Origin of the sequence: Pseudomonas sp. NFACC25, assembly GCF_900100935.1 — a bacterium.
Taxonomy (GTDB): domain Bacteria; phylum Pseudomonadota; class Gammaproteobacteria; order Pseudomonadales; family Pseudomonadaceae; genus Aquipseudomonas; species Aquipseudomonas marginalis.
Genome location: NZ_FMUC01000006.1, coordinates 311,465 through 336,736, shown reverse-complemented (window position 1 = coordinate 336,736; position 25,272 = coordinate 311,465). Strand labels below are relative to the sequence as shown.

At 62.4% G+C, this 25,272-nt stretch carries 15 protein-coding genes; 5 read left to right on the top strand and 10 right to left on the bottom strand.

Annotation, left to right across the window (positions count from 1 at the left end):
* Positions 1–18 precede the first annotated feature (18 nt).
* The 3 genes from glgB to BLQ09_RS16695 all read right to left on the bottom strand — a co-directional run bounded on the left by glgB (position 19) and on the right by BLQ09_RS16695 (position 7,685).
* Positions 19–2,256 carry a 1,4-alpha-glucan branching protein GlgB gene (glgB, locus tag BLQ09_RS16705; RefSeq protein WP_092357861.1) on the bottom strand — a complete coding sequence of 746 codons (2,238 nt, stop codon included), beginning with the start codon at positions 2,254–2,256 and terminating at the stop codon, positions 19–21.
* Positions 2,253–5,600 (bottom strand): maltose alpha-D-glucosyltransferase, encoded by a 3,348-nt coding sequence (treS, locus tag BLQ09_RS16700; RefSeq protein WP_027606384.1) that lies wholly within the window; start codon positions 5,598–5,600, stop codon positions 2,253–2,255. Before treS ends, glgB begins: the two co-directional genes overlap by 4 nt.
* A 96-nt stretch (positions 5,601–5,696) precedes the next feature.
* Positions 5,697–7,685: an alpha-1,4-glucan--maltose-1-phosphate maltosyltransferase gene (locus BLQ09_RS16695; RefSeq protein ID WP_027606385.1), complete on the bottom strand. Its 1,989-nt coding sequence runs from the start codon at positions 7,683–7,685 to the stop codon at positions 5,697–5,699.
* A gap of 204 nt (positions 7,686–7,889) precedes the next feature.
* On the opposite strand from BLQ09_RS16695, the gene BLQ09_RS31310 reads away from it, so the two are divergent.
* Together BLQ09_RS31310 and BLQ09_RS31080 are read left to right on the top strand one after the other, a co-directional pair.
* A complete protein-coding gene (locus BLQ09_RS31310; RefSeq protein ID WP_166655319.1) occupies positions 7,890–8,048 on the top strand; it encodes a hypothetical protein in 159 nt (52 codons plus the stop codon).
* Between the two features lie 209 nt (positions 8,049–8,257).
* The gene (locus BLQ09_RS31080) at positions 8,258–8,950 is read left to right on the top strand and encodes a hypothetical protein (protein WP_133822140.1); all 693 of its coding nucleotides are present in this window, start codon (positions 8,258–8,260) and stop codon (positions 8,948–8,950) included.
* Here the strand turns inward: BLQ09_RS31080 and BLQ09_RS16685 are convergent, their stop codons facing one another.
* A complete protein-coding gene (locus BLQ09_RS16685; protein WP_027606387.1) occupies positions 8,951–9,448 on the bottom strand; it encodes an MgtC/SapB family protein in 498 nt (165 codons plus the stop codon). It lies immediately after the preceding gene.
* Between the two features lie 118 nt (positions 9,449–9,566).
* Between BLQ09_RS16685 and BLQ09_RS16680 the strand changes: the two genes are divergently transcribed.
* From BLQ09_RS16680 to mapR, 3 genes are all read left to right on the top strand, one after another.
* Positions 9,567–9,806 (top strand): DUF3203 family protein, encoded by a 240-nt coding sequence (locus BLQ09_RS16680; RefSeq protein ID WP_027606388.1) that lies wholly within the window; start codon positions 9,567–9,569, stop codon positions 9,804–9,806.
* 184 nt (positions 9,807–9,990) lie between these two features.
* Positions 9,991–11,400, top strand: a complete 1,410-nt coding sequence (gene ccoG / locus BLQ09_RS16675) for a cytochrome c oxidase accessory protein CcoG (RefSeq protein WP_092357859.1) — start codon at positions 9,991–9,993, stop codon at positions 11,398–11,400.
* A gap of 76 nt (positions 11,401–11,476) precedes the next feature.
* A complete protein-coding gene (mapR, locus tag BLQ09_RS16670; RefSeq protein WP_027606390.1) occupies positions 11,477–12,886 on the top strand; it encodes a GntR family transcriptional regulator MpaR in 1,410 nt (469 codons plus the stop codon).
* Positions 12,887–13,007: 121 nt separating this feature from the next.
* Here mapR and BLQ09_RS16665 read toward each other — a convergent pair whose 3' ends face one another.
* From BLQ09_RS16665 to BLQ09_RS16640, 6 genes are all read right to left on the bottom strand, one after another.
* The gene (locus BLQ09_RS16665; RefSeq protein ID WP_027606391.1) at positions 13,008–13,754 is read right to left on the bottom strand and encodes an SDR family oxidoreductase; all 747 of its coding nucleotides are present in this window, start codon (positions 13,752–13,754) and stop codon (positions 13,008–13,010) included.
* A gap of 54 nt (positions 13,755–13,808) precedes the next feature.
* The gene (locus tag BLQ09_RS16660) at positions 13,809–15,905 is read right to left on the bottom strand and encodes a putative bifunctional diguanylate cyclase/phosphodiesterase (RefSeq protein WP_027606392.1); all 2,097 of its coding nucleotides are present in this window, start codon (positions 15,903–15,905) and stop codon (positions 13,809–13,811) included.
* A 181-nt stretch (positions 15,906–16,086) separates the two neighbouring features.
* On the bottom strand, positions 16,087–17,556 hold the full coding sequence (locus BLQ09_RS16655; protein ID WP_027606393.1) for an efflux transporter outer membrane subunit: 1,470 nt from the start codon (positions 17,554–17,556) through the stop codon (positions 16,087–16,089).
* Complete coding sequence (locus BLQ09_RS16650; protein ID WP_027606394.1) at positions 17,553–20,660, bottom strand: efflux RND transporter permease subunit; 3,108 nt, start codon at positions 20,658–20,660, stop codon at positions 17,553–17,555. Before BLQ09_RS16650 ends, BLQ09_RS16655 begins: the two co-directional genes overlap by 4 nt.
* Positions 20,657–23,758 (bottom strand): MdtB/MuxB family multidrug efflux RND transporter permease subunit, encoded by a 3,102-nt coding sequence (locus BLQ09_RS16645; RefSeq protein ID WP_092357857.1) that lies wholly within the window; start codon positions 23,756–23,758, stop codon positions 20,657–20,659. Before BLQ09_RS16645 ends, BLQ09_RS16650 begins: the two co-directional genes overlap by 4 nt.
* Entirely contained in the window at positions 23,755–25,053 is a 1,299-nt protein-coding gene (locus BLQ09_RS16640; protein WP_092357855.1) for an MdtA/MuxA family multidrug efflux RND transporter periplasmic adaptor subunit, read from the bottom strand. The genes BLQ09_RS16645 and BLQ09_RS16640 overlap by 4 nt, the downstream gene beginning before the upstream one ends.
* Positions 25,054–25,272: the final 219 nt, after the last annotated feature.

The window sequence follows — 25,272 nt, the reverse complement described above, 5'->3', positions numbered from 1 at the left end:
TCCAGCAGGGTAGAGCCTTTAACTCCCGTCAGGCCGCAAAATCAGCACCCCCAACGGCGGCAGGTTCAACGACAGTGACACCGGTTGCCCATGGCGTGGCTCATCCTCGGTGAACACGCCACCGCCATTGCCGTAATTGGAACCCGCGTAGGTATCGGCGTCACTGTTGATCACCTCGCTCCAACGCCCACCAAACGGTACGCCCACCTTGTAGGCCTCACGGGGCACCGGGGTGAAATTGGCCACCACCAGCACCGGCTTGCCGTCCTTGCTCCAGCGCAGCCAGGCGTAGACGCTGTTGATCGCGTCGTCGCCGATCAGCCACTGGAAACCCTGAGGCGCATCATCCTGCTCGTGCAGGGCCGGCTCTTCGCGATACAGGCGATTCAAGTCACCCACCAGCTTTTGCACGCCTTTGTGCTCGGCGTACTGCAGCAAGTACCAGTCCAGTTGCTGGTCGTGGTTCCACTCGCGCCACTGGCCGAATTCGCAGCCCATGAACAGCAGCTTCTTGCCCGGATGCATCCACATGAACGCCAGGTAGGCGCGCAGGTTGGCAAACTTCTGCCAACGGTCGCCGGGCATCTTGTCGATCAGCGAGTGCTTGCCGTGCACCACTTCATCGTGGGAAATCGGCAGGATGAAGCGCTCGGACCACGCATACACCAGGCCGAAGCTCAACTCGTTATGGTGATGGGCGCGATAGACCGGATCCTGCTGGATGTAATGCAAAGAATCGTGCATCCAGCCCATGTTCCACTTGTAGTTGAAGCCCAGGCCGCCCTGTTGGGTGGGCTGGCTGACGCCGGGCCAGGCGGTGGACTCTTCGGCGATCACCAGGGCGCCGGGCGCTTCCAGTGCAACCACGTCGTTCAAATGGCGCAGGAAGTCGATGGCTTCCAGGTTCTCGCGCCCGCCATGGCGGTTGGGCACCCATTCGCCGGCCTTGCGCGAATAGTCGCGGTACAGCATCGACGCCACCGCATCCACCCGCAGCCCGTCAATGTGGAAGTGTTTGAGCCAATGCAGCGCCGAGGCCAGCATGAAGCCGTGGACCTCAGTGCGGCCCAGGTTGTAGATCAGCGTGTCCCAGTCCTGGTGGAAGCCTTCCAGCGGGTTGGCGTATTCATACAACGCAGTGCCGTCGAATTGCGCCAGGCCATGGGTGTCGGTAGGGAAATGCGCCGGCACCCAGTCGAGGATCACGCCGATATCGGCCTGATGGAGCGCGTTGATAAAATAGGCGAAGTCCTCCGGCGAGCCAAAACGCGCCGTCGGTGCGAACTGTGAAAGCGCCTGGTAACCCCACGAACCGCCGAACGGGTGTTCCATGATCGGCATCAATTCAACATGGGTGAAGCCCAGTTGCTGCACATACGGCACCAACCGCTCGGCCAGCTCGCGCCAGGTGTATTGGCGCGCCACTTCGCCGGCCTCGTCCAGCTCGCACTGCCAGGAGCCCACATGCAGCTCGTAGATCGACAGCGGCGCCGTGGCCTTCTGGCGCTCGACCCGCGCTTGCATCCACTCGTGGTCCTGCCAGTCCACCTGCAACGGCGCGGCGACTTTCGAGGCGGTATCGGGTGGCAACTGGGTCGCCAGCGCCATCGGGTCGGCCTTGAGCGGCAGAATCCCGTGGGCACCGAGGATTTCGTACTTGTAGGCGGCGCCAGGTTGCAGGCGTGGAATGAAGATCTCCCACACGCCCGACGGATGCCGCAGGCGCATCGGGTGGCGGCGGCCGTCCCAGATATTGAAGTCTCCCACCACCGAAACCCGCCGCGCATTCGGTGCCCACACGGCAAAACGCACGCCGTCTACGCCATCGACGCTGGTCACCTGGGCCCCCAGGCAACTGCTGAGGTCACGGTGGTTGCCTTCGGCGAACAGGTACAGGTCCATCTCCCCCAGCAACAGTTGCTGGAAGCTGTAAGGGTCTTCGGTGATCTGCTCGCCACCGGCCCACTGGATTTTCAGCAAGTACGCCTGGCGGGTGTTGAACTGCCCGACGAACAGGCCCGGCACCTGGGTCGCATCCAGGCTGCCGATCTGTTCACCGCCATCGCGGCTCAGCACCTGGACACTCAAGGCTTCCGGCAGGAACGCGCGGATAAATTGGCCGCCCTGCTCGTCATCGTGTGGCCCGAGAATGGAAAACGGGTCGTGGTGCTCGGCGCGCACCAGCGCTTCGACGTCCTTGGACGCCGGCATGGCTGTCAACTTCGGTTGCAGCGGTTCTTTACTCGTAAAGCTCATGACGTCTCCCCACCGCGTGCAGTGTTCGATTTAGATGTAATCCCGCTCAACAACCCGTGCAAGCCCTGCAGGGGCACCGGCAACCAGGTCGGGCGGTTTTCCGCTTCGTACGCTACCTCATACGCGGCCTTCTCCAGGCTGAACAACGTCAGCGCGGCGTCCTGGCCCTTGGCATCCTGCCAGTCATGCGCCAGTGTAGACGCAGCGGCCTGATAAGCCTGGATAAATGCCTGGCGGGCCTCTTTCAGGTAGCGATCGGTCACGCGCCTGCGCGCCTGGTCCGCTGCGGGCGAGTGATCCACCCCTTGTACGTTCAAGGCCATGGCCGCCGCGTAGTCAAAGGAGCGCAACACGCCGCTCACATCTTTATACGGGCTGTGCTTGCCGCGCCGTTCATGCAGCGGCCGCGCCGGTTCGCCTTCAAAGTCGATCAGGTAGGCATCGCCCTTCACCACCAGCACCTGGCCCAGGTGCAAGTCACCGTGGACGCGAATGCGCAGCCCGCCCAAGGTGGCTTTCGCCAGCGCCTGGACATGCGCGCCGATGGCTTTTTTCTGCGCCAGCAATTCACTGACCAGCGCCTGATCGGCAGGGTTCAATTGGCTTTGATGCAGCTTGAGCAATTGCAATGCACGGTCGATCTGCGCACCAACGTCCTTGGCCCAGGCTTGGGTATCCTTGGCGCTGGTCGGTTCGGGCTTGAAGTCCTTATTGGTCGTTTTGGCCCCCAGCACCCCGTGCATTTCACCCAGGCGCTGGCCGAGCAGCCCGGCGAAGTCCGCCAGCTCGCCCAGTGCGTTGTAATGCTGTTCCTGTTCGGAGATGGCCTCGGCCAGTTCATCGCGAATGGCACGTTCCAGGTTGTTCTGGGTCCAGCTCCATGCGTCACCCTGGTTGCTCAAGTAGCCCTGAGCGATCATCAGCAGGTTGTCCTGGCCGGCGCCATCATGGCGAATCACCGAGCCCATCAGCGGCGAGATATTCGGATAACCCGCCTGCGTCAGGTAGGCGCTCATTTCCAGCTCGGGGTGCACCCCGGCGCTGACTTTGCGGATCAGCTTGAGCACCAGGCTCTCGCCCACCACCACCGAGCTGTTGGACTGCTCGGCAGACAAGTAACGCACCGGCGACTCGTCCGTCAGTTGCAGCGTGTCCAAGTGTGGCGTGGCTTCAAAACGCAGGTCGCCGTCGCTGCCGTTCAACACGGTACCGGCCTGCAGACCTTGGATCACCGCGCGGATAAAGTGCTCCAGGCTGAAGGCGTCCGTCACCAGGCCGACCTGACGCACTCGCCGGACGCGGGCCAGGGCCAACTGTTGCGGCAAGGCGCTGGTGAACTGGTCTTCGCCAAGAAAACCGAACGGCAGCTGATACCGACTGACCTGGCCACCGGCGGTCACTTCCAGCTCGCTGAGCAAGACCGGGTGCTGCGGGTCGCCAAAGCGCACACCGTAGGCGATGCGTACGCTGTCGATGGCGGTGTCCTTGCCGGCAAACCAACGGCGCTTGGGCAGCCAGGCGGGCAGCGAGGTCTGTTCGAGGGTGGTGCGGCACGGTTCGTCGAGCAGCTCTTCCATGCGTTTTTTCAGCACCAGGGTGGTGAAGTCCGGCATGCTTTGCGCCGGCTCCACGTGCCAGCTGGGCATCTGGTTTTCCGCCGCCAGCACGAACCAATAGAAGCCATACGGCGCCAGGGTCAGCAGGAAATTCAGTTGGCCGATGGGCGGGAACGCATTGCCGCCGAGCATCTCCACCGGAACCATGCCGGCAAAAGCCGACAGGTCCAGCTCGGCCGCCTGGGCGCTGCGCGAGACGTTGGCCACACACAGGATGATCTCGGTGCGCCCGTCTTCGCCGGTGAATTCGCGGGTATACGCCAGGATGCGGCGATTGCTTGGGGAGAGCATCTTCAGGCTGCCACGCCCAAACGCCTTGGACTGCTTGCGCACCGCCAGCATGCGGCGGGTCCAGTTCAACAGTGAGTGCGGGTCCTGGGCCTGGGTTTCGACGTTGACCGACAGGTAGCCATATTGCGGATCCATGATCGGTGGCAGCACCAGGCTGGCCGGGTCGGCGCGGGAGAAACCGCCGTTGCGGTCGATGGACCATTGCATCGGCGTGCGCACGCCATCGCGGTCGCCGAGGTAGATATTGTCGCCCATGCCGATTTCGTCGCCGTAATACAGGGTCGGGGTGCCGGGCATCGACAGCAGCAGGCTGTTGAGCAACTCCACACGGCGGCGGTCGCGCTCCATCAGGGGCGCCAGGCGCCGGCGAATGCCCAGGTTGATGCGTGCGCGACGGTCAGCGGCGTAGTAGTTCCACAGGTAGTCGCGCTCTTTATCGGTGACCATTTCCAGGGTCAGCTCATCGTGGTTGCGCAGGAAGATCGCCCATTGGCAATTGGCGGGGATCTCCGGGGTCTGGCGCAGGATATCGGTGATCGGGAAGCGATCCTCCTGGGCCAGCGCCATGTACATGCGCGGCATCAGCGGGAAGTGGAACGCCATGTGGCATTCATCGCCGTCATCGCCCTTGCGGTCGCCGAAATACAGCTGCGTGTCTTCCGGCCACTGGTTGGCCTCGGCGAGCAGCATGCGGTCGGGGTAATGGGCGTCGATCTCGGCGCGGATCTGCTTGAGGACGTCGTGGGTTTCCGGCAGGTTTTCGTTGTTGGTGCCATCGCGCTCGATCAGGTAGGGGATGGCGTCCAGGCGCAGGCCGTCGATGCCCATGTCCAGCCAGTAGCGCATCACCGACAGCACGGCTTTCATCACCTGCGGGTTGTCGAAATTGAGGTCCGGCTGGTGGGAATAGAAGCGGTGCCAGAAGTACTGGCCGGCGACCGGGTCCCAGGTCCAGTTGGACTTTTCGGTGTCGAGGAAAATGATGCGGGTGCCGTCGTATTTCTGATCGTCATCGGACCACACGTAGAAGTCCCGCGCCGCCGAGCCCGGCTTGGCCTTGCGTGCCCTCTGGAACCACGGGTGCTGATCGGAGGTGTGGTTGATCACCAGCTCAGTGATGACCCGCAACCCGCGCTTGTGGGCTTCGGCGATAAAGCGCCGGGCATCGGCCATGGTTCCGTAGTCGCTGTGCACGCCCCGGTATTCGGCAATGTCATAGCCGTCATCGCGGCGTGGCGAGGGGTAGAACGGCAGCAGCCAGATGGTGTTGACACCCAGGTCGGCGATGTAGTCGAGCTTGGCGATCAGGCCGGGAAAGTCACCGATGCCGTCGTTGTTGGAGTCGAAATAGGATTTGACGTGAACCTGGTAGATCACCGCGTCCTTGTACCAGAGCGGGTCTTTGATGAAGGTGGCAGCCTTGGGTTTCTTCGCCATTGGAAACTCCTGAAATACTCGAAAAATCGTGCAGACTGAACCTGGTCAATGTGGTAGGGGGCTTGCCCCCCTCCCACATGTTGCTCCTCACCAGGCTCAAGAGGTGCTGATGCGCCAGATCCCGAACGGCATCTGCGGCTCCAGCCGCGTCCACTGGGTCTTGCCATACCAGGTCCAGCGATGGCCGTTCATCAGGTCTTCACCCTGGGTGTGCGCATCGTCCGGCAGGCCCAATTCCCACAACGGCAACTCGAAGTGGGCCTCCTGGGCATTGAACGGATCGAGGTTGACCGCTACGAGAATGAAGTTGCTGCCATCCTCGCTGCGCTTGCCGAAGTACAGGATATTGTCGTTCCAGGCGTTGTAGAGCTTCAGCCCCAGGTGGGTCTGCAAGGCCGGGTTTTGGCGGCGGATGCGGTTGAGCTGGGCGATCTCGGCGATGATATTGCCGGGTGCGGTGAAGTCCCGAGGACGAATCTCGTATTTCTCCGAGTCCAGGTATTCCTCTTTGCCCGGCACCGGTGCCGCTTCACACAGCTCAAACCCCGAATACATGCCCCACAGGCCCGAACCCATGGTGGCCAGCGCGGCGCGGATCAAAAAGCCCGGACGCCCGGATTCATGCAGGAAACCTGGATTGATATCCGGTGTGTTGACGAAAAAATTCGGCCGGTAGCATTCGCGCCACGGCGACTCGTTCAATTGCGCCAGGTATTCGGCCAGTTCGGCCTTGGTATTGCGCCAAGTGAAGTAGGTATAGCTCTGGGAGTAACCGACCTTGCCCAGGCGCGCCATCATCGCCGGGGTGGTGAAGGCTTCGGCGAGGAAGATCACCTCGGGATACTTTGCCCGTACATCGGCGATCAGCCACTGCCAAAAGGGCAGCGGCTTGGTGTGGGGATTGTCGACGCGAAAGGTCTTCACGCCCTCTTCCACCCAGCCCACCACGATGTCACGCAGCTCGGTCCACAGGCCCGGGATCGCATCCGCGGCATAGAAGTCGACGTTGACGATGTCCTGGTACTTCTTCGGCGGGTTCTCGGCATATTTGATCGTGCCGTCCGGGCGCCAGTTGAACCAGCCCGGGTGCTCTTTGAGCCACGGGTGGTCCTGGGAGCACTGGATGGCGAAATCCAGGGCGATCTCCAGGCCATGCTCGGCGGCGGCCTTGACCAGGCGCCGGAAGTCATCACGGCTGCCCAACTGCGGGTGGATGGCCTCGTGGCCGCCCTCCTCGCTGCCGATGGCATAGGGGCTGCCCGGATCGTCGGGGCCTGCGGTCAGGGAATTGTTCTTGCCTTTGCGGTGGCTGCGCCCGATCGGGTGGATCGGCGGGAAGTACAGCACGTCGAACCCCATGTCATGGATCATCGACAAGCGCGAGTGCACGTCGTTGAAGGTACCGTGGCGGGCCGGATCGTCGGTGATCGAACGGGGAAACAGCTCGTACCAACTGGCAAACTGCGCCGCCTCGCGCTCCACATCAATCGGGTAGACGGTGCTGATGCTCAAGTAGGCGCGGTGGTCGGCCTGGGTCATCAGGTGTGCACTGTCTTCGTGCAAAAACAGCGCGACCTGCTCGGTTTCCAGCAAACCGGAGAGTTCGTGGTGCAACAGCATCAGGCGGTCGCGTAGTTCGTTGTCGCTGCGCTCCGCGGCCTGCAGCACCAGGCTGCGGCCTTCCTGCAACTCCAGGCTGACCGGCACGCCGGCTTCATGTTTTTTGCGCAGTTCATAGCAGAAGCTGGCGAAGGTATCGATCCAGGCCTCGATGCAGTATTCGTGAGGGCCCTGGACGGTGACGGTAAACGCCCCTTCCCAGCCATTGTTGCCCACGTCGTTCATGACCACGCTGTGCCAGCTTTCGTCATGCAGCGGGCGCCAACGGATCAATACGGCCAGCTTGTCGTGGCCATCGGCGAATACCTTGCTGGTGACGTTGACCCGCTGGCCCACCACGGCCTTCACGGCAAATTCGCCGCCGTCGATCACGGGTGAAGTGCTTTCAATCGCGATCCTGGGCAGCAACAGCGCCTGGGACAGCGGCAATATGGAGTCTTCTGGAGCCAGTGTTTCAGCAGTCATCGAGCATCTTCCCCTTACGCCCTGTGGACGCTCTTTGCTTGATCCGAATTCCGATACGGCAGCGCTCTCCCTGAGCAGGGCCGCTATAGGTCCGAGCCTGGGCCAAGGTTAAAAGTTCAGCTGGATGTTCCGCCATTGGGCGGGGAATCAATTGGCCCCGGTGGATGTCCACCGCTAGAGCAAAGCACAAAGGAGGCCACACCGATGAATATCCCGATCCCGGCTGAAACCCCGGACCCGAATATCGACAACCCGACCCTGCCGCCTACAGAACCGCAACCCATTCCCGAGAAGGAACCGCCGGAAAATGAACCGCCCCCCGTGGAAGAACCGCCGACGACCATGCCACCGGTAATTGTCTGAAAGACTCGATGAGGCTTGAGGTTCGCTCGACAAAAAAAGCTGTCCCCCCGCGAGCGGACCACAAACAAAACAGAAGCTTCCTGCACAATCTGGAAACTACGGCTGAAAGAACGTTACTCCATTGGTTTTTATACTCACCTCGCGTAAACGCTTCGTCCGATATCCAGGGACGTAGCGTTACGACAATTCATCTGATCGCGAGGATACTTATGTCAATCATCTCCCCCCAGCACACTTCGCCTCTTTCTCAACTTCCTCAACCAGACCGCGCCCCACAAGCGTCGTCTTACCCGGCAAGTGCATCCACCCCCCTGGCACCCTCACTGGACGCAACACAGGCGCACAGCAGCCTGAACGACGTTAACGCCTTACTGACCCCCACCAACCTCAATCGGATCATGCGCAACCCCCACTCTAAGGAATCCCGTGAAATTATTGATCTGACCCGTTCGACATTGAGCCCAGCCAATCTCCGCTCAATGTTGCAGGGCGCTAACGCTCAAGCTAACGCACAAGTCCTTGAAACCATCGGGCATAAACTCGGAAAAGACCAACTTGCCCCAAGCCTGAGCTCGGCCAAGAACGCGGTAACAAAGCACCAGATAAATCTATTGGAACTGCAGGCCCTGAATAATTTGACAAGATTAATTGACGCCGATGGAAGCGATGGTGTGCTGAACACCCTCCTCGCAAACGACATCGCCCTGGACAACCTCCAGCAAAAGTTTTCCAACATTGACTCAACAGCCAAGTCCTTCTCTGATCTCGGCGGCTTGTTGACGAAGAATAACCTCGACGCCCTACGTTCGCCCTCAGGCATTGGTCACGCCTCCCGGGGACCTGACACCGCCAATCCCAACGCGGGTAATTCGTCCACTCAAGTAGCGAAGATTTCCTTTTAATCAGGGCTCCTTTTCCAATGATTTGACAATCCTGGGCATCACGCTGAACACCGCCAATGCCAACAGCGTACTCAACACCGCCGTCGACTCGCGGCCCATTCCCGCCGCCACCCCAATGGCGGCGGTCATCCATAACCCGGCAGCGGTGGTCAGGCCTTTGACGTGCTGGCCCTCTTCGTCTTCCTTGCCCTTGAGGATCGTCCCTGCGCCGAGGAAACCAATCCCCGCGATCACCCCCTGGACCACACGACTCATGGCATCCGCCTGATTGCCAGACATCTGCGGTACCAGCACAAACAATGCGGCGCCCATTGCCACCAGCATATGGGTGCGCACACCGGCAGCCTTGCCCTTGTGCTCGCGCTCAAACCCGAGGATGCCGCCCAACAGCGCTGCGATCAGCAGGCGAACAGTGATTTGAGTGAGCTGTTTCGCGTCGCCAAGGTCGGCGAATTCGGCCTGCAGGGTTTGCCACACTTCGTGCCACCAGGCGTCCATGGATGCTGTCCTTTATTTATGGATAAAGGATGGACAGCGGCGACCGCCAGTCAGTTGCCTTGAACCCACACACCTTGCTGCCCCCTAACCTTCATACCCCATGAAAAAGGAGACCGGCATGCCCCTGCGTATCGAAAACCAACTGTGCTACTTCATGCTCGATGACAATGGCCAGGAACAGAGCGTGCCGGCGACCCGCGTCCATATCGTTACCGACACCGACAAATCCATGTCGTACGTGGAACTGGCGGCCGAGCGGATCTATATCACCGAGGCCGAGGCCGACGCCCTGACGGTGGCAGGTGCCCATGATGGGCGCCAACATGTAAAGGCTGAAGAACCTGGTTCGCTGATTTAATTGATCTGTATCAGCACGCGTCAGTTTTGCCTGCACCTCACGCGCCATGGGGTGCAGCACATTGACGCAGGCCCCTGGCCAGAGCCCATCTGATCCGCTTTTTATCGCCATACCTGAGTCTGTTACGCAAACAGACCGGCGCGCATAGTTCATCGGCCTGATGGAGGCTGATGAGCGAACGACCATGAGCGAACGAATCCCAACCGTGGAAACCTTTGAGCCGATGCACCCAAAGAAGGTGAAGGCCAAATCCAGCGATAACCTGATCCATACCCGCAGTTTCACCGGCCTGTTCCGCACCTTGCGCGTGGTTGGCGCGGGCTTTCTGTTCCTGGCGTTCTTCGGCACGGTGTGGCTGAACTGGGGTGGGCGGCAAGCCGTGCTGTGGGACTTGGCCGAAAGCAAATTCCATATTTTCGGCGCCACCTTCTGGCCCCAGGATTTCATCCTGTTATCGGCTTTGCTGATCATCTGTGCCTTCGGCCTGTTTGCGATTACGGTGTTCGCCGGCCGCGTGTGGTGTGGCTACACCTGTCCGCAAAGCTCGTTTACCTGGCTGTTCATGTGGTGCGAAAAGGTCACCGAGGGCGAGCGCAACCAGCGTATCAAGCTGCAAGCGGCGCCCTGGAGCCTGAACAAACTCGCGCGACGCTCGGCCAAACACACGTTGTGGCTGGGCATCAGCGTGCTCACCGGGCTGACCTTTGTCGGCTACTTCACGCCGATCCGCCCCCTGGCCGCCGAACTGCTGACCTGGCAAATGGGCGGCGTGAGTCTGTTCTGGGTGCTGTTTTTTACCGCAGCCACCTACATCAACGCCGGCTGGCTGCGTGAAGCGGTGTGCATGCACATGTGTCCGTATGCGCGGTTCCAGAGCGTGATGTTCGATAAAGACACCCTGACCATTTCCTACGATAGCGCCCGTGGCGAGCATCGCGGCCCGCGTAAACGCGAGGTCACGCCGGCCGCTGTCGGCCTGGGCGACTGTATTGACTGCCAGCTGTGCGTGCAGGTCTGCCCCACCGGCATCGACATCCGCGACGGCCTGCAAATGGAATGCATCGGCTGTGCGGCGTGCATCGACGCCTGCGATTCGATCATGGACAAGATGGGCTATGCGCGGGGCTTGGTGAGCTACACCTCCGAGCATCAACTGCAAGGCGGCAAGACCCACCTGCTCAGGCCGCGCCTGATCGGCTACAGTGCGGTGCTGCTGGTGATGATTGCGGCGTTGGTGGTGGCACTGCTGGAGCGGCCGATGGTATCGCTGGACGTGACCAAGGACCGTGGCATGTTCCGCGAGAACGCCCAGGGCCAGATCGAAAACATCTACAGCCTCAAGGTCATCAACAAGACACAGCAGCGCCAGGAATATCGGGTGGAGCTGCTGGATGCGCAGGGTTTCCAACTGCAAGGCAAGACCGAGATCAGCCTGGCACCGGGGGAAATCGTCGATGTGCCGGTGTCGGTGGCGTTGCTGGCCGACAAGCCGGCGAGCAGCTCGCAGACAGTGCGCTTCAAGGTTTCGGATGTGGACGAGCCGTGGATCTACAGCGCCGCCGACAGTCGCTTTGTGGCACCACTGAACCGCTGAGACCTCGCTGTCGAAAATGATGCAGATCAAATGTGAGAGGGGCTGCACTCATATTACCTATTTGTTTAAGGCCAACATGAAACGCTACGAAAAATTCGCCGACGACATCGCAGAACTGATCCGCTCCGGCGTGCTCGGCCCCGGCCAGCGTGTGCCGTCGGTGCGCTATGCCAGCCAGACCTATGGCGTCAGCCCGTCCACGGTGTTCCAGGCCTACTACCTGTTGGAGCGTCGCGGGCTGATCCGGGCACGGCCGCGCTCCGGCTATTTCGTCAACACCCATGCACCCAGCCCGTTCTCCGAACCGGTGGTGAGCGAGCAGGTGCATGAGTCCACCGAAGTCGATGTCAGCGAACTGGTGTTCTCGGTACTCGATTCGATCAAAGACCCCAACACCGTGCCCTTCGGCTCGGCCTTCCCCAGCCCCATGCTGTTCCCGCTGCCGCGCCTGGCCCGCTCCCTGGCCAGCGCCAGCCGCGAGATGGACCCGCGCCTGGTGGTCACCGACATGTCGCCGGGCAACCCGCAACTGCGTCGGCAGATTGCCCTGCGCTATATGGTCGGCGGCCTGATGCTGCCCATGGAGGAGCTGCTGATCACCAACGGCGCCCTGGAAGCGTTGAACCTGTGCCTGCAGGCGGTCACCGAACCGGGCGACCTGGTGGCGATCGAGGCCCCGGCGTTCTACGCCTGCCTGCAAGTGCTGGAACGCCTGAAGCTCAAGGCGGTGGAAATCCCCGTGCACCCGCGCGACGGCATCGACCTGGGTGCCCTGGCGCAAACCCTGGAGCGCTACCCGATCAAGGCCTGCTGGACCATGACCAGCTTCCAGAACCCCATGGGCGCGACATTGCCGGAAGCAAAGAAGCAGGCGCTGGTCGAGTTATTGCGCAGCCATCAGGTGCCGTTGATCGAGGACGACGTGTACGCCGAGTTGTACTACGGGCAGCAGGCACCCAAGCCGGCCAAGGCCTTCGACACCGAAGGCCTGGTGATGCACTGCGGCTCCTTCGCCAAGAGCCTGGCGCCGGGCTATCGCGTCGGCTGGGTGGCGGCCGGGCGCTACGCCCAGAAGGTCGAGCGCTTGAAGCTGATGACCTCGCTGTGCCCCTCGATGCCGGCGCAAGCGGCGATTGCCGACTACCTGCAACACGGCGGCTATGACCGGCATTTACGCAAACTGCGTTATGCCCTGGAAGAACAGCAAAGCGCCATGCTGGCGGCGATCGCCCGCTACTTCCCGGCGCAGACACGGGTGAGCCAGCCGGCCGGCGGGTATTTCCTGTGGTTGGAATTGCCGGAGCAGACCGATTCGTTGAAGTTGTTCCAGATGGCCCTGGCGCAAGGCATCAGCATTGCGCCGGGGCCGATCTTTTCGGCGACCCAGCGCTTTCGCAACTGTATTCGCCTGAACTACGGCAGCCCGTGGACCGAGGCCTCGGAGAAGGCGATGGAGACGTTGGGGCGGATTGTGCGGTCGTTTTGAGTGATGGCGTTGCGCTTTCTGACGCCATCGGGGGCAAGCCCACTCCCACATTTTGGGCTGTGAATACGCTCAGTGTGGGAGGGGGCTTACCCCCGATGGCGCCGGTGCAGGCACTGCATCACTAGCGACCGCCACCCAAATCCAGAAAAGTCCCCGTGGCATACGAAGCCTTGTCCGACAGCAGCCAGATAATCGCTTCCGCCACTTCATCCGGCCGCCCGCCACGGGCCATGGGAATACCGGATTCGAGCTTGCTGACCCGGTCCGGGTCGCCGCTCAGGGCATGGAAGTCGGTGAAGATGTAGCCGGGGCGCACCGCATTGACGCGGATGCCCTCGCCCGCCACTTCTTTGGACAGGCCCAGGGTGAAGGTGTCGAGTGCGCCCTTGGATGCGGCGTAGTCGACGTATTCACCCGGCGAACCCAGGCGTGCGGCCACCGACGACACGTTGACGATACTGCCTCCCTGCCCGCCATGCTTGGGCGACATCCGCAGCACCGCGTGCTTGGCACACAGGATCGGACCGAGCACATTGGTCTTGAGAATGTTCAGGATGCGGAACTCGGACATCTCATCCACCCGCGACTTGTGACCCACGGTGCCGGCATTGTTCACCAACGCGGTGACCCGGCCCAGTTCGGCGTCCACACGATGAAACAGCGCAATCACTTCATCTTCGATACTGACATCCGCGCGCACCGCAATCGCCTGGGCACCGAGGCCGCGAACCTGCTCGAGCACGCTGTGGGCGGCTTTTTCATCGGAGTGATAGTTGATGCAGAGGCGATAGCCCTCGCGGGCAGCCAGCAATGCCGTCTCGGCGCCGATACCACGGCTGCCCCCGGTGATGATGAGGACTTTGTCCATGCGTGCGGTCTCCTGATCCAACCTGGTGTTTAGGGTTGGATCCGATACTAACCGTCACGCACGGCTTTTGTCAGGCGCCGCTGCGTCTTCACCGCGCTGGATATGGTCCATGAAACCGTCCGCCGGCAACGGGTGGCCGAGCAGGTAGCCTTGCAGGGAGTTGCACCCCAACCGTGTGAGAAAACTCTGCTGCACATCGGTTTCCACACCTTCGGCGACGATTCGCAGCCCCAGCGCCTGGCCCAAGGCAACAATGGCAGACACGATGGCGGCGTCGTCGCTGTCATGCTCCAGGTCACGCACAAAACCACGGTCGATCTTCAACTCGTTGGCCGGCAGGCGCTTGAGGTACATCAGGCTGGAGTAGCCCGTGCCGAAATCGTCGATGGACAGGTCCACGCCCATGTCCGACAGCTGCTGCAACACCGTCATGCTCGCATCGGCATCGCTCATCGCGGTGGTTTCGGTGATTTCCAGGGTCAGGCTGTTGGCCGGCAACCGGTGCCGCGCCAGGGCGCCGGCCACGCTGTTGACCAGCCCGGCGTGGCAAAACTGCAACGCCGACAAGTTCACCGCAATGCGCCAGTGCTCATAACCCTGGGCGTACCACAGGCTCATTTGGCGACAGGCTTCATTGAGCACCCATTCGCCGATGGGGATGATCAGGCCGGTTTTTTCCGCCAGTTCGATAAAGGTCGCCGGCAACAACAAGCCTTGTTGCGGATGCTCCCAGCGCACCAGCGCTTCGGCGCCCACCGGGATCCCACTGATCGCATCAAACTTGGGCTGGTAATACAGCCGGAACTGCTCGTGCTCAAGGGCATTGCGCAGGTCTTGCAGCAGCTGCAATTGCTTGCGCGCATTGGTGTTCATCGACACATCAAAGAAGCTGTAGCCGTTCTTGCCCATGCCCTTGGCATGGTACATGGCGGCGTCGGCGTTCATCAGCAGTTCCTGGGGGGTGTTGCCATTGCCCGGGAACATGGCGATGCCGACGCTGGCGGAAATCTTCAGCTCATGCTCGGCCACCTGGAACGCGCGGTTGATCAGCACCACCTGGCGTTCGGCAAGGCCGAGGGCATCGTCGGGCTGGGTCAACTGCACCAGCAATACAAACTCATCGCCGCCGATGCGCGCCAGGGTGTCGTGACTGCGCAGGTCTTCGCGCAGGCGCAGGCCGACTTCGCGCAACAACTGGTCGCCCATGTGATGGCCAAAAGCATCGTTGACCGGCTTGAAGCCATCCAGGTCGATGAACATCAGGGCAAAGCAACCGCCCTGCTCCTTTACCGCCTCGATGGCCTGTTGAATACGATCGGCCAGCAAGGTGCGATTGGGCAGGCCGGTGAGCATATCGTGCAGGGCCAGGTGGGTCAGTTCCTGGTTGGCTTGGGTCAGTGAGTCGGCGAGCACCGCAGTGCGGGCTTCCAGGCGCGCGTCGAGCAACGACGTCAGCAACGCGATGGCCAGTACCGCCAGGGTCGTCACCAACACCAGGTTATCCAGGCCCTTGCCACTCAAACCGTCCAGCACGGCGGCGCAGTAGCTTTCATCGGCAAAGCGTGCGGCCGCCATGCCGGTGTAATGCATGCCGACGATTGCAAAGCCCATCACCACCGCCGCACCACCACGGGCCAGGCGTACGTAAGGCGTGTTGCGGCGCAGGTTGAACGCAATCAACAGCGCGGCGCCGGACGCCACCACCGCGATCAGCAACGATAGGCCAAATAGCGTGGGGTCATAGTCGATGCCCGGCGTCATGCGCATCGCGGCCATGCCGGTGTAGTGCATGGTGGCAATACCGCTGCCCATGACCAGCGCGCCAAACGCCAGTTGCCAGGCAGGCAAACGCGCTTGGCTGACCAGCCATAATGCAAAGCCGCAGGACAATACCGCGATCAACAACGACAGCGCGGTGATACCGATATCAAAGCCCAAGGCAAACGGCAGGCGCAACGCCAGCAAGCCGATAAAGTGCATGGACCAGACGCCTACCCCCATCGCCATGGCCCCGCCGGCTATCCATAAATACACAGCGCGCCCCTTGGCGGTCGCGATGCGGCCGGTAAGGTCCAGGGCGGTGTAGGAAGCGAGGATCGCGACAAACAGCGAGATCGCGACCAGCGAAGGGGAATAGCTACCGATAAGCATGGGACTTCTCGTGGGCAACGGACCCGAAACGCCCGTGCCAAGTGGCAAAGCGGGCGATTGTAGCGAGAATAATTCTTGGACAGTTGATTAATTATCAGAGGGCCATTAGTGGCAATTTGACGCCAATCTACTGACTGAAATTACCCGCACACTGCGTTCCCACGCACATGGTAACGATCGATCAATCCTTCTCGGCAATCGGCGTCTGCCCATCCCAGCCACCGCCCAGCGCGGCGATCAATTGCACGCTGGCCACCAGGCGGCTCTGCAACAGGGTCAACACGGTGCGCTCGTTGCTCAGCGCCGTGGCCTGGACAGTCACCACATCCAGATAGGCAATCAGCCCGGCCTTGTACTGGTTCTGGGTCAAGCGCAGCGATTCTCGGGCGGCCTCGAGGGCTTCGTTGCTGACCACCGCCTCGTCTTCCAGCAGCTTGAGCTGGACCATGTAGTTTTCCACTTCACGGAAGCCGTCGAGCACGGTCTGGCGGTACTTGGCCACGGTTTCGTCGTAGGACGCCACGGTGCGGTCGACTTCCGCCGAGCGCTGGCCGCCGTCGAACAGGGTCATGGCCAGTTTCGGCCCGACCGACCAGAAGCGGTTCGGCAGGCTGATCCAGTCGGCATAGGTGCTGCTGGAATAGCCGCCGGCCAGGCTCAGCGTCAGGTCCGGGTAATAGGCGGCCTTGGCTACGCCGATATTGGCGTTGGCGGCGATCACCGAGCGTTCGGCCGAGGCGATGTCCGGGCGCCGTTCAAGCAATTGCGACGGCAGGCTGACCGGAATCTGCGGCAGGGCCGGGATGTCCTTGCTCACCGCCAGGTTGAAGTTGGCCGGTGCCTCGCCGATCAACACGGCGATGGCGTTTTCCAGTTGGGCGCGTTGCCAGATCAGGTCGATCAGGCTGGCCTGGGTGGTCTTGAGCTGGGTTTGCGCCTGGGCCACCGCGTCCTTGCCGGAGACACCGGCGCGGTACTGGTTTTCGGTCATTTGCAGGGAGCGCTGGTAGGTGTCCAGCGTGGCTTGCAGCAGGCGGGTCTGCTCGTCCATGACCCGCAGTTGCAGGTAGCTTTGCACCAGTTCCGATTGTTGGCTCAGGCGCATCGCGGCCAAGTCTGCCGAGCTGGCTTCGGCGCTGGCCTCGTTGGCCTCCAGGCCACGGCGCAATTTGCCCCAGATATCGGCTTCCCAGCTCACGCCGAGCTGCGCGTTGAGGGTGTCACGGATCCCGCTGCTGGAACTGCTGAGGCTGGCGCTGCTGCTGCCGGTGCCCTGGCTGGCGCGGGTTTTACCCGCGCTCAGGTCGACGCTGGGGTAAAACGCCCCGCGTGAGCTGCGCACCAGGGCCTGGGCCTGGCGAAAACGCGCTTCGGCCTGGGCCACGGTCTGGTTGGAATTATTCAGGCGCAGCACCAGGTCGTTGAGTTGGCGATCGCCGTACAGCTCCCACCAGGCGCCACGGGCCAGGGAATCACTCGGCGCGGCCTGGCGCCAGCCCTGGGCCTCCTTGAACTGCGCGGGTTCAGTGACTTCCGGGCGATGGTAATCGGGGCCGACGGCGCAAGCGCTGAGCAGTGCGCCGCAAAGCACCAGGCTCGCAACACGGGAACCCCGGGTCATGGCCAATTTGGCGAAGGTTGAATCGGTCATAGCGCAGTGTCCAGGGCAGCATCGGTACGCACACCGCGCCAGGCGTTGAAGCGGTGGCGCGCGCGGTCGAGATAGAGGTAAACCACCGGGGTGGTGTAGAGGGTCAGGACCTGGCTGAAAATCAGGCCGCCAATGATGGTCAGGCCCAGGGGATGGCGCATTTCCGCGCCATCGCCGGTGCCCAGCAGCAACGGCAAGGCGCCGAGGATGGCCGCCAGGGTGGTCATCAGGATCGGCCGCAGACGCAACAGGCAGGCGCTGCGAATCGATTCCAGCGGGCCCAGGCCATCGTTGCGTTCCAGCTGCAACGCCAGGTCGATCATCAGGATCGCGTTCTTCTTCACCACCCCGATCAACAGGAACAGGCCGAGCAGGGAAATCAGGCTGAACTCCCCTCCCGTCAGGTAGATGGCAAGCATCGCGCCGACGCCGGCCGACGGCAGGGTCGAGAGGATCGTCAGCGGATGAATGTAGCTCTCATACAGAATGCCGAGCACCAGGTACACCGCCACCAGCGCGCCGAGGATCATGAACGGCTGGCCCTTCTGCGTGGCCGCAAAGGCATCGGCGGTGCCGGCCATCTTGGCGATCACATCTTCCGGCAGGCCGACCTTGGCAATCGCCCGCTCGATGGCCGCCGTGCCCTGCTCCACCGTGACCCCGGGGGCCATGTCGAAGGCGATGTTTTCCGAGGCGAACTGGCCTTCGTGGCTGACGCGGTCGTCCGCCAGGCTGTTCTCGTAATGGGCAATGGTCGACAACGGCACCCGCGCGCCGCTGGAGGTGATCACCTGCATCTGGTTGAGGGTGATCGGGTCCTGGGCATATTTGGGGTTGACCTCCATCACCACCTGGTACTGGTTGAGGCTGTCGTAGATGGTGGAAATCTGCCGCTGGCTGTAGGCGTTGTTGAGCACCGCAGTGACCATGTCCATGTCGATGCCCAGGCGCTTGGCCTGGTCACGGTCGACAATCAGCGTGACCTGGGCCGCGCCCCGGCCTTCGCGGGCGTCGATGGCGGTCAGCTCCGGCAGCTCACGCAGCGCCGCGACCACTTTCGGGTACCACAGGCGCAGCGCGGCCAGGTCGCCGCTTTGCAGGATGTAGGAATACTGCGCGCTGGTCTGGTCACGGCTGCCGCCGAATTGCAGGTCCTGGTCGGCCATCAGGAACAGGCGCCCGCCCGGCACCAGCGGCACATCCTTGCGCAGGCGCTCGATCACCGCCTGGGCGGACACCTTGCGTTCGCTGATGGGCTTGAGGCGGACCAGCATCACCGCGTTGTTGGTACCGTTGTTGCCGCCGATAAAGCCGGCCACGCTGAGCACCGCCGGGTCGTTGAGCACCGCCTTGCGGAAGATTTCCATCTTCGGTTGCATGACGCTGAACGACAGGCCGTCGTCCCCGCGCACAAAGCCGATCAATTGGCCGGTGTCCTGTTGCGGCATAAAGGTTTTCGGGACCACCACGTACAGCGCCACGTTCACGCCAATGGTCAGCAGCAGGCTGAGCAAGGTCAGGCGGCGATGGCGCAGCACCCAGTCCAGGCTGGTGGCGTAGCCGGCCACCATGCGGTCGTTGATCTTCTGGCTCCAGCGCTGCAGGCCGGTCATCTGCCCTTTCACGTGGGGCTTGAGCCAACGGGCGCAGAGCATCGGCGTCAACGTCAGCGACACGATCAGCGACACGATGATCGCCGCCGACAAGGTGATGGAAAACTCGCGGAACAGGTTGGTGACGATCCCGCCCATGAACAGGATCGAGAGGAACACCGCCACCAGCGATACGTTCATCGACAGCAAGGTAAAACCGACTTCCTCGGCGCCCAGGTAAGCGGCCTTCATCGGCGGCACGCCCGCGTCGATATGCCGGGAAATGTTCTCCAGCACCACGATGGCATCGTCCACCACCAGGCCGGTGGCCAGGATCAGCGCCATCAGCGAGAAGTTGTTCAGTGAGAACCCGTACAGGTACATGATCGCGAACGTGCCCACCAGCGACACCGGCACCGCCAGGGTTGGAATCAGCGAGGCGCGGAAGTTGCCGAGGAACAGGTACACCACCAGGATCACCAGCCCCACCGCAATCAGCAGGGTCATCTCGGCTTCATGCAGGGTCGCGGTGATCACCGGCGAGCGGTCCATGGCCAGGCTGAGCTTGACGCTGGACGGCAGCACCGCCTGCAACGCCGGCAGTTGCGCCTTGATCTGCCTGACGGTCTCGATGATGTTGGCGCCGGACTGGCGGTTGATCACCAGCAGCACCGCCGAATCATTGTTGAAGAAGCCACTGTTGTAGCGGTCTTCCACGCCGTCGCTGATCTTCGCCACATCCTTGAGTCGCAGGGCGGCGCCGTCCTGGTAGCGAATCAGCAGCGGCTCGTAGTCCTTGGCCTTTTCCAGCTGGTCGTTGGCCTGGATCTGCCAGTTGCGCTCACTGTCTTCCAGGGAGCCCTTGGGCCGACGCTGGTTGGCAGCGGCGATGGTGTTGCGCACGTCGTCCAGGGCCACGCCGTACTGGTCGAGGGCCTTGGGCTCCAGCTCGATGCGCACCGCCGGCAGGGAGCTGCCGCCGATCTGCACCTCGCCCACGCCCGGCACCTGGGACAGGCTTTGGGAGAGGATGGTCGAGGCCAGGTCGTACAACTGGCCCTTCTGCAACACGTCCGAGGTCAGCGACAGCACCATGATCGGTGCCTGGGACGGGTTGATCTTCTTGTAGGTGGGCATGCTGCGCATGCCGCTGGGCAGCAGGTTGCGCGAGGCGTTGATCGCCGCCTGCACTTCCCGCGCGGCACCGTTGATATCACGGTCGGAGTCGAACGCCAGGATCACCCGGGTGGAGCCCTGGCTCGACGAGCTGCTCATGGTGGTGATGCCGGCAATCGCGCCGAAGGAACGCTCCAGCGGCGTGGCCACCGTGGAGGCCATCACCTCGGGGCTGGCGCCGGGCAGGCTGGCCGAGACCACGATCACCGGGAAATCGATCTGTGGCAGCGGCGACACCGGCAGCAGGTTGAAGCTGACCCCGCCCAGCAACATGATCGCCAGGCTCAGCAGCAGGGTCGCTACCGGCCGGCGAATGAAAGGTCCGGACAGGTTCATGACTCAACCGGCTCCAGGCTTTGCGGCTCTTTGCGCCAGCGGCGGCCGAGGCGATCGAAATACAGGTAGATCACCGGCGTGGTGAACAGCGTCAACACCTGGCTCACCAGCAGGCCGCCGACCATCACCAGGCCCAGGGGCTGGCGCAGTTCGGCACCGGAGCCGGTGGCGAGCATCAACGGCACTGCACCGAACAGGGCGGCCAGGGTAGTCATCAGGATCGGCCGGAAGCGCAGCAGCGCCGCCTGGTAGATCGCGGTCTGCGGGTCCAGGCCCTGGTTGCGTTCGGCGTCGAGGGCGAAGTCGATCATCATGATCGCGTTCTTCTTGACGATACCGATCAGCAGGATGATGCCGATGATCGCGATCATGCCCAGGTCGTTGCCACTGAGCAGCAAGGCCAGCAAGGCCCCCACCGCGGCCGAGGGCAAGGTCGAGAGAATGGTGATCGGGTGGATATAGCTCTCGTAGAGCACACCCAGCACGATGTACATGGTGACCACCGCCGCCAGGATCAGCAGCAAGGTGCTCGACAGCGACGCTTCGAACGCCTGGGCCGCGCCCTGGAACTGGGTCTGCACGCCCACCGGCATGCCAATGTCCTTCTGCGCCTGGTTGATCAGCTCCACGCCTTTGCCCAGGGCAACGCCGGGGGCCAGGTTGAACGACATCATCACCGCCGGGAACTGGCCGATGTGCGCAATCGCCAACTGCGCCTGGCGCTGTTCCACATGGGCCAGGCTGGACAGGCGCACCTGGCCGCCGTCGGTGGTCTTCACATGGATCTGGTTCAGCGCCGCCGGGCCCAGGGTTTCCCCCGACTGGGCCTGCAAGACCACGCGGTACTGGCTGGCCTGGGTGTAGATGGTGGAAATCTGCCGCTGGCCGAACGCGTCATACAGTGCGTCGGTGATGGTCGACACACTGACGCCCAGGCGCGAGGCCGCATCGCGGTCGATCACCAGGTACACCTGCAGGCCCTTGTCCTGCAGGTCGCTGGCGACGTCGGTGAGTTCCGGCATCTGGCTCAGTGCGTGCACCAGCTTGCCGCTCCACAGGGCCAGCAGGTCGGCGTCCGGCGAGGACATGCTGAATTGATACTGGGTGCGGCTCACACGGTCTTCGATGGTCAGGTCCTGCACCGGCTGCATGAACAGGCGGATGCCCACCAGCTTGTCGATTAGCGGTTGCAGGCGCGTGATCACCTGGGCCGCGCTCAAGTCGCGCTGGCCGTGGGGCTTGAGGTTGATCAGCAAGCGGCCGCTGTTGAGGGTGGCGTTATCGCCATCCACGCCGATATAGGACGACAGGCTTTGCACCGCCGGGTCGGTGAGGATGATCTGCGCCAGTTCCTGCTGGCGCTGGCTCATGGCGGCGAATGAAATCGACTGCGGCGCTTCGGAAATACCCTGGATCACCCCGGTGTCCTGCACCGGGAAAAAGCCCTTGGGCACCACCAGGTACAGCACCACCGTAAGGCCCAGGGTCGCGATGGCCACCAACAGGGTCAACGGCTGGTGCCTGAGCACCCATTGCAACTTGCGCCCGTAGGCTTCGATCAGCCAATCGATCCAGGCGCCGCTGGCCTTGTAGAAACGGCTCTGCTCTTCTTCCTTGGGTTCGCGCTTGAGCAAACGCGCGCACATCATCGGCGTGAGCGTCAGGGACACCACCAGGGAAATCAGGATCGCCACCGCCAGGGTGATGGCAAATTCGCGGAACAGCCGTCCCACCACGTCAGCCATGAACAGCAGCGGGATCAATACGGCGATCAGTGACAGGGTCAGGGAAATCAGGGTGAAGCCGATTTGCCTGGCGCCCTTGAGCGCAGCAGCCAGCGGCGTCTCGCCTTCCTCGATATAGCGGGAAATGTTCTCCAGCATCACGATGGCATCGTCCACCACGAAACCGGTGGCAATGGTCAGGGCCATCAGCGTCAGGTTATTGATGGAGAACCCGGCCAGGTACATCACCCCGAAGGTGCCCACCAGCGACAGCGGCACGGCAATCGACGGAATGATCGTGGCGCTGACCCGCCGCAGGAACAGGAACGTCACCATCACCACCAGGGCGATGGCGATCAGCAATTCGTGCTGCACATCGGTGACCGAGGCGCGGATGGTCTGGGTGCGATCGGTCAGCACCGTCACGTCGAGGCCGGCCGGCAGGTTGTCGGTGATGCTCGGCAGCAGCGCCTTGATGCGGTCGACCACCTCGATCACGTTGGCGCCCGGCTGGCGCTGGATATTGAGGAGTACGGCCTGGTTTTCATTGGCCCAGGCGGCAAGGCGTTCGTTTTCGGCTCCGTCGACGATCTGCGCCACATCCTTGAGGCGCAAAGGCGCGCCATTGTTGTAGGCCAGGATCAGCTCGGCGTATTGCTGGGGCGACACCAACTGGTCGTTGGCATCGAGCATCGACACCCGCGTGGGGCCGTCGAAGTTACCCTTGGGCTGGTTGACGTTGGACGCGGCGATCAGGGTGCGCACATCGGAGAGGTTCAAGCCGTTGGCCGCCAGGGCTTCGGGGTTGACCTTGATGCGCACGGCCTGGCGCTGGCCACCGGCGATGCTGACCATGCCGACGCCGCTGATCTGCGCGATTTTCTGCGCCATGCGTGTGTCGACCAGGTCATTGAGCTTGGGCAGCAGCATGGTCTTGGAGGTGATGGCCAGGGTCAGCACCGGGGTATCCGCGGGGTTGACCTTGTTGTACACCGGCGGCGCCGGCAAATCCTTGGGCAGCAGGTTGGTGGCGGCGTTGATCGCGGCCTGCACCTGTTGCTCGGCGACATCCATATTGATGTCGAGGTTGAAACGCAGGGTCAGCACCGAGGCGCCGCCGGAACTGGTGGACGCCATCTGGGTCAGGCCGGGCATCTGCCCGAACTGGCGCTCAAGGGGCGCGGTGACCGCGCTGGTCATCACATCGGGGCTGGCACCGGGGTACAGGGTCATCACCCGGATGGTCGGGTAATCCACCTGGGGCAGCGCCGAGACCGGCAACAAGCGGTAGGAAATAATGCCGGCCAAAACAATCGCCAGCATGCTCAGCGTGGTGGCGACCGGGCGAAGGATAAACAGCCGCGACAGGTTCATGAACCGACCTTTTGCGCCTTGCCGGCGGTGGTGCCGGTCTCCCCTTTAGCCGCCGGCTTGCCTTGCAGGTGTTCGGTGGGCGTCGTCGGCACTTCGCCGCTGTCGTTGACCACTTCGATCTCGCTGCCGTCCTTGAGGCGGTCGGTGCCTTCCAGCACCACACGGTCGCCGGCGACCAGGCCTTCCTTGATAACAGTGTTGTCGCCATCGGTGTCACCCACCACCAGCGGCTGGACCTTGACCTTCTTGTCGCCATCGAGCTTGTAGACAAAGGTACCGGTGTTGCCGAACTGAATCGCGGCGGACGGCGCCAGCACCACGTTGTGCAAGGTATCGGCGAGCAAATGCACGTTGACGAACTGGTTGGGGAACAGCGCCTGGTCCTTGTTATCGAAACGCGCCTTGAATTTCAGGGTGCCGGTGGTGACGTCGATCTGGTTGTCCAGGCTTTGCAGCACACCAGTGGCCTGGCGCTTGACGTCGCCACGGTCCCAGGCTTCCACGGGCAGCTTGTTGCCGGCGTGATAACGGGCGAGCACGGTTTCCAGGGTGTTTTCCGGCAGGGTGAAGGCCACGCTGATCGGTTGGGTCTGGGTGATCACCGCAAGGAAGGTGGTGTCGTTGGCCGCCACCAGGTTGCCCACATCGACCTGGCGCAAGCCGACGCGACCACTGATAGGCGCGCGGATCTTGGTGAACTCGAGGTTGAGCTTGGCGTCGTCCACCGCGCCCTGGTTGGTCTTGACCGTGCCCTGGTATTGCAGGACCAGCGCTTCGGCGGTGTCCAGGGTCTGCTTGGCGATACTGTCCTGGGCGTACAGGTCGCGATAACGCTGCACGTCGACCTGGGCGTTTTTCAACTGGGCCTGGTTCTGCATCAGCGTGCCCTGGGCCTGGAGCAAGGCATTCTGGTAGCTGCGCGGGTCGATCTCGGCCAGCAGGTCGCCGGCCTTGACCATCTGCCCTTCTTCAAAGGCGATCTTGACCAGCTCGCCACCCACCCGGCTGCGCACATTGATGGTATTGAGCGCGGTGACCGTGCCCAAGGCCTTGTAGTACACCGGGAACTCCCCCAGCACCGCCGGCGCTACACGCACCGGCACCGGGCCGGTGGACCCGCCGAACCCCGGGCGCGCCATGCCGGTTTTACCGGTATGCCCGGCCGGTGCGTCTTTGTGGGCGCCGCCGCCTGGCCAGAATTTCCAGCACAGGCCGGCGATAACCAGCAGCACGAGCAGGCCGAACAGCCAGCGGCGGGAGTTGCGGGGGGAGGATTGCATGGAGTGATCAACCATTGGGCGCGAGAGCTTCTTCTTCGGGAGGCTGAAAGATAAGCACTGGAGCGCGTTAAGAAAAGCGCCTTTACCGGCTATTTACCTTGGGCTTACAACTTTTAACTTCTGCGGCTTAGTCTGCGGGCTATTTCGCTAAACGTCTGAGCCACAAATGAAAACGGCCTGGACTAGGCCAGGCCGCAATCATGTCTTACGGGTGTTACTGCAAAACGACAGTAA

Bases quoted from the DNA above. Each gene is read 5' to 3' on its own strand.
- glgB (WP_092357861.1), bottom strand. From the start codon at position 2,256: ATGAGCTTTACGAGTAAAGAACCGCTGCAACCGAAGTTGACAGCCATG.
- treS (WP_027606384.1), bottom strand. From the start codon at position 5,600: ATGGCGAAGAAACCCAAGGCTGCCACCTTCATCAAAGACCCGCTCTGG.
- BLQ09_RS16695 (WP_027606385.1), bottom strand. From the start codon at position 7,685: ATGACTGCTGAAACACTGGCTCCAGAAGACTCCATATTGCCGCTGTCC.
- BLQ09_RS31310 (WP_166655319.1), top strand. From the start codon at position 7,890: ATGAATATCCCGATCCCGGCTGAAACCCCGGACCCGAATATCGACAAC.
- BLQ09_RS31080 (WP_133822140.1), top strand. From the start codon at position 8,258: ATGTCAATCATCTCCCCCCAGCACACTTCGCCTCTTTCTCAACTTCCT.
- BLQ09_RS16685 (WP_027606387.1), bottom strand. From the start codon at position 9,448: ATGGACGCCTGGTGGCACGAAGTGTGGCAAACCCTGCAGGCCGAATTC.
- BLQ09_RS16680 (WP_027606388.1), top strand. From the start codon at position 9,567: ATGCCCCTGCGTATCGAAAACCAACTGTGCTACTTCATGCTCGATGAC.
- ccoG (WP_092357859.1), top strand. From the start codon at position 9,991: ATGAGCGAACGAATCCCAACCGTGGAAACCTTTGAGCCGATGCACCCA.
- mapR (WP_027606390.1), top strand. From the start codon at position 11,477: ATGAAACGCTACGAAAAATTCGCCGACGACATCGCAGAACTGATCCGC.
- BLQ09_RS16665 (WP_027606391.1), bottom strand. From the start codon at position 13,754: ATGGACAAAGTCCTCATCATCACCGGGGGCAGCCGTGGTATCGGCGCC.
- BLQ09_RS16660 (WP_027606392.1), bottom strand. From the start codon at position 15,905: ATGCTTATCGGTAGCTATTCCCCTTCGCTGGTCGCGATCTCGCTGTTT.
- BLQ09_RS16655 (WP_027606393.1), bottom strand. From the start codon at position 17,556: ATGACCGATTCAACCTTCGCCAAATTGGCCATGACCCGGGGTTCCCGT.
- BLQ09_RS16650 (WP_027606394.1), bottom strand. From the start codon at position 20,660: ATGAACCTGTCCGGACCTTTCATTCGCCGGCCGGTAGCGACCCTGCTG.
- BLQ09_RS16645 (WP_092357857.1), bottom strand. From the start codon at position 23,758: ATGAACCTGTCGCGGCTGTTTATCCTTCGCCCGGTCGCCACCACGCTG.
- BLQ09_RS16640 (WP_092357855.1), bottom strand. From the start codon at position 25,053: ATGGTTGATCACTCCATGCAATCCTCCCCCCGCAACTCCCGCCGCTGG.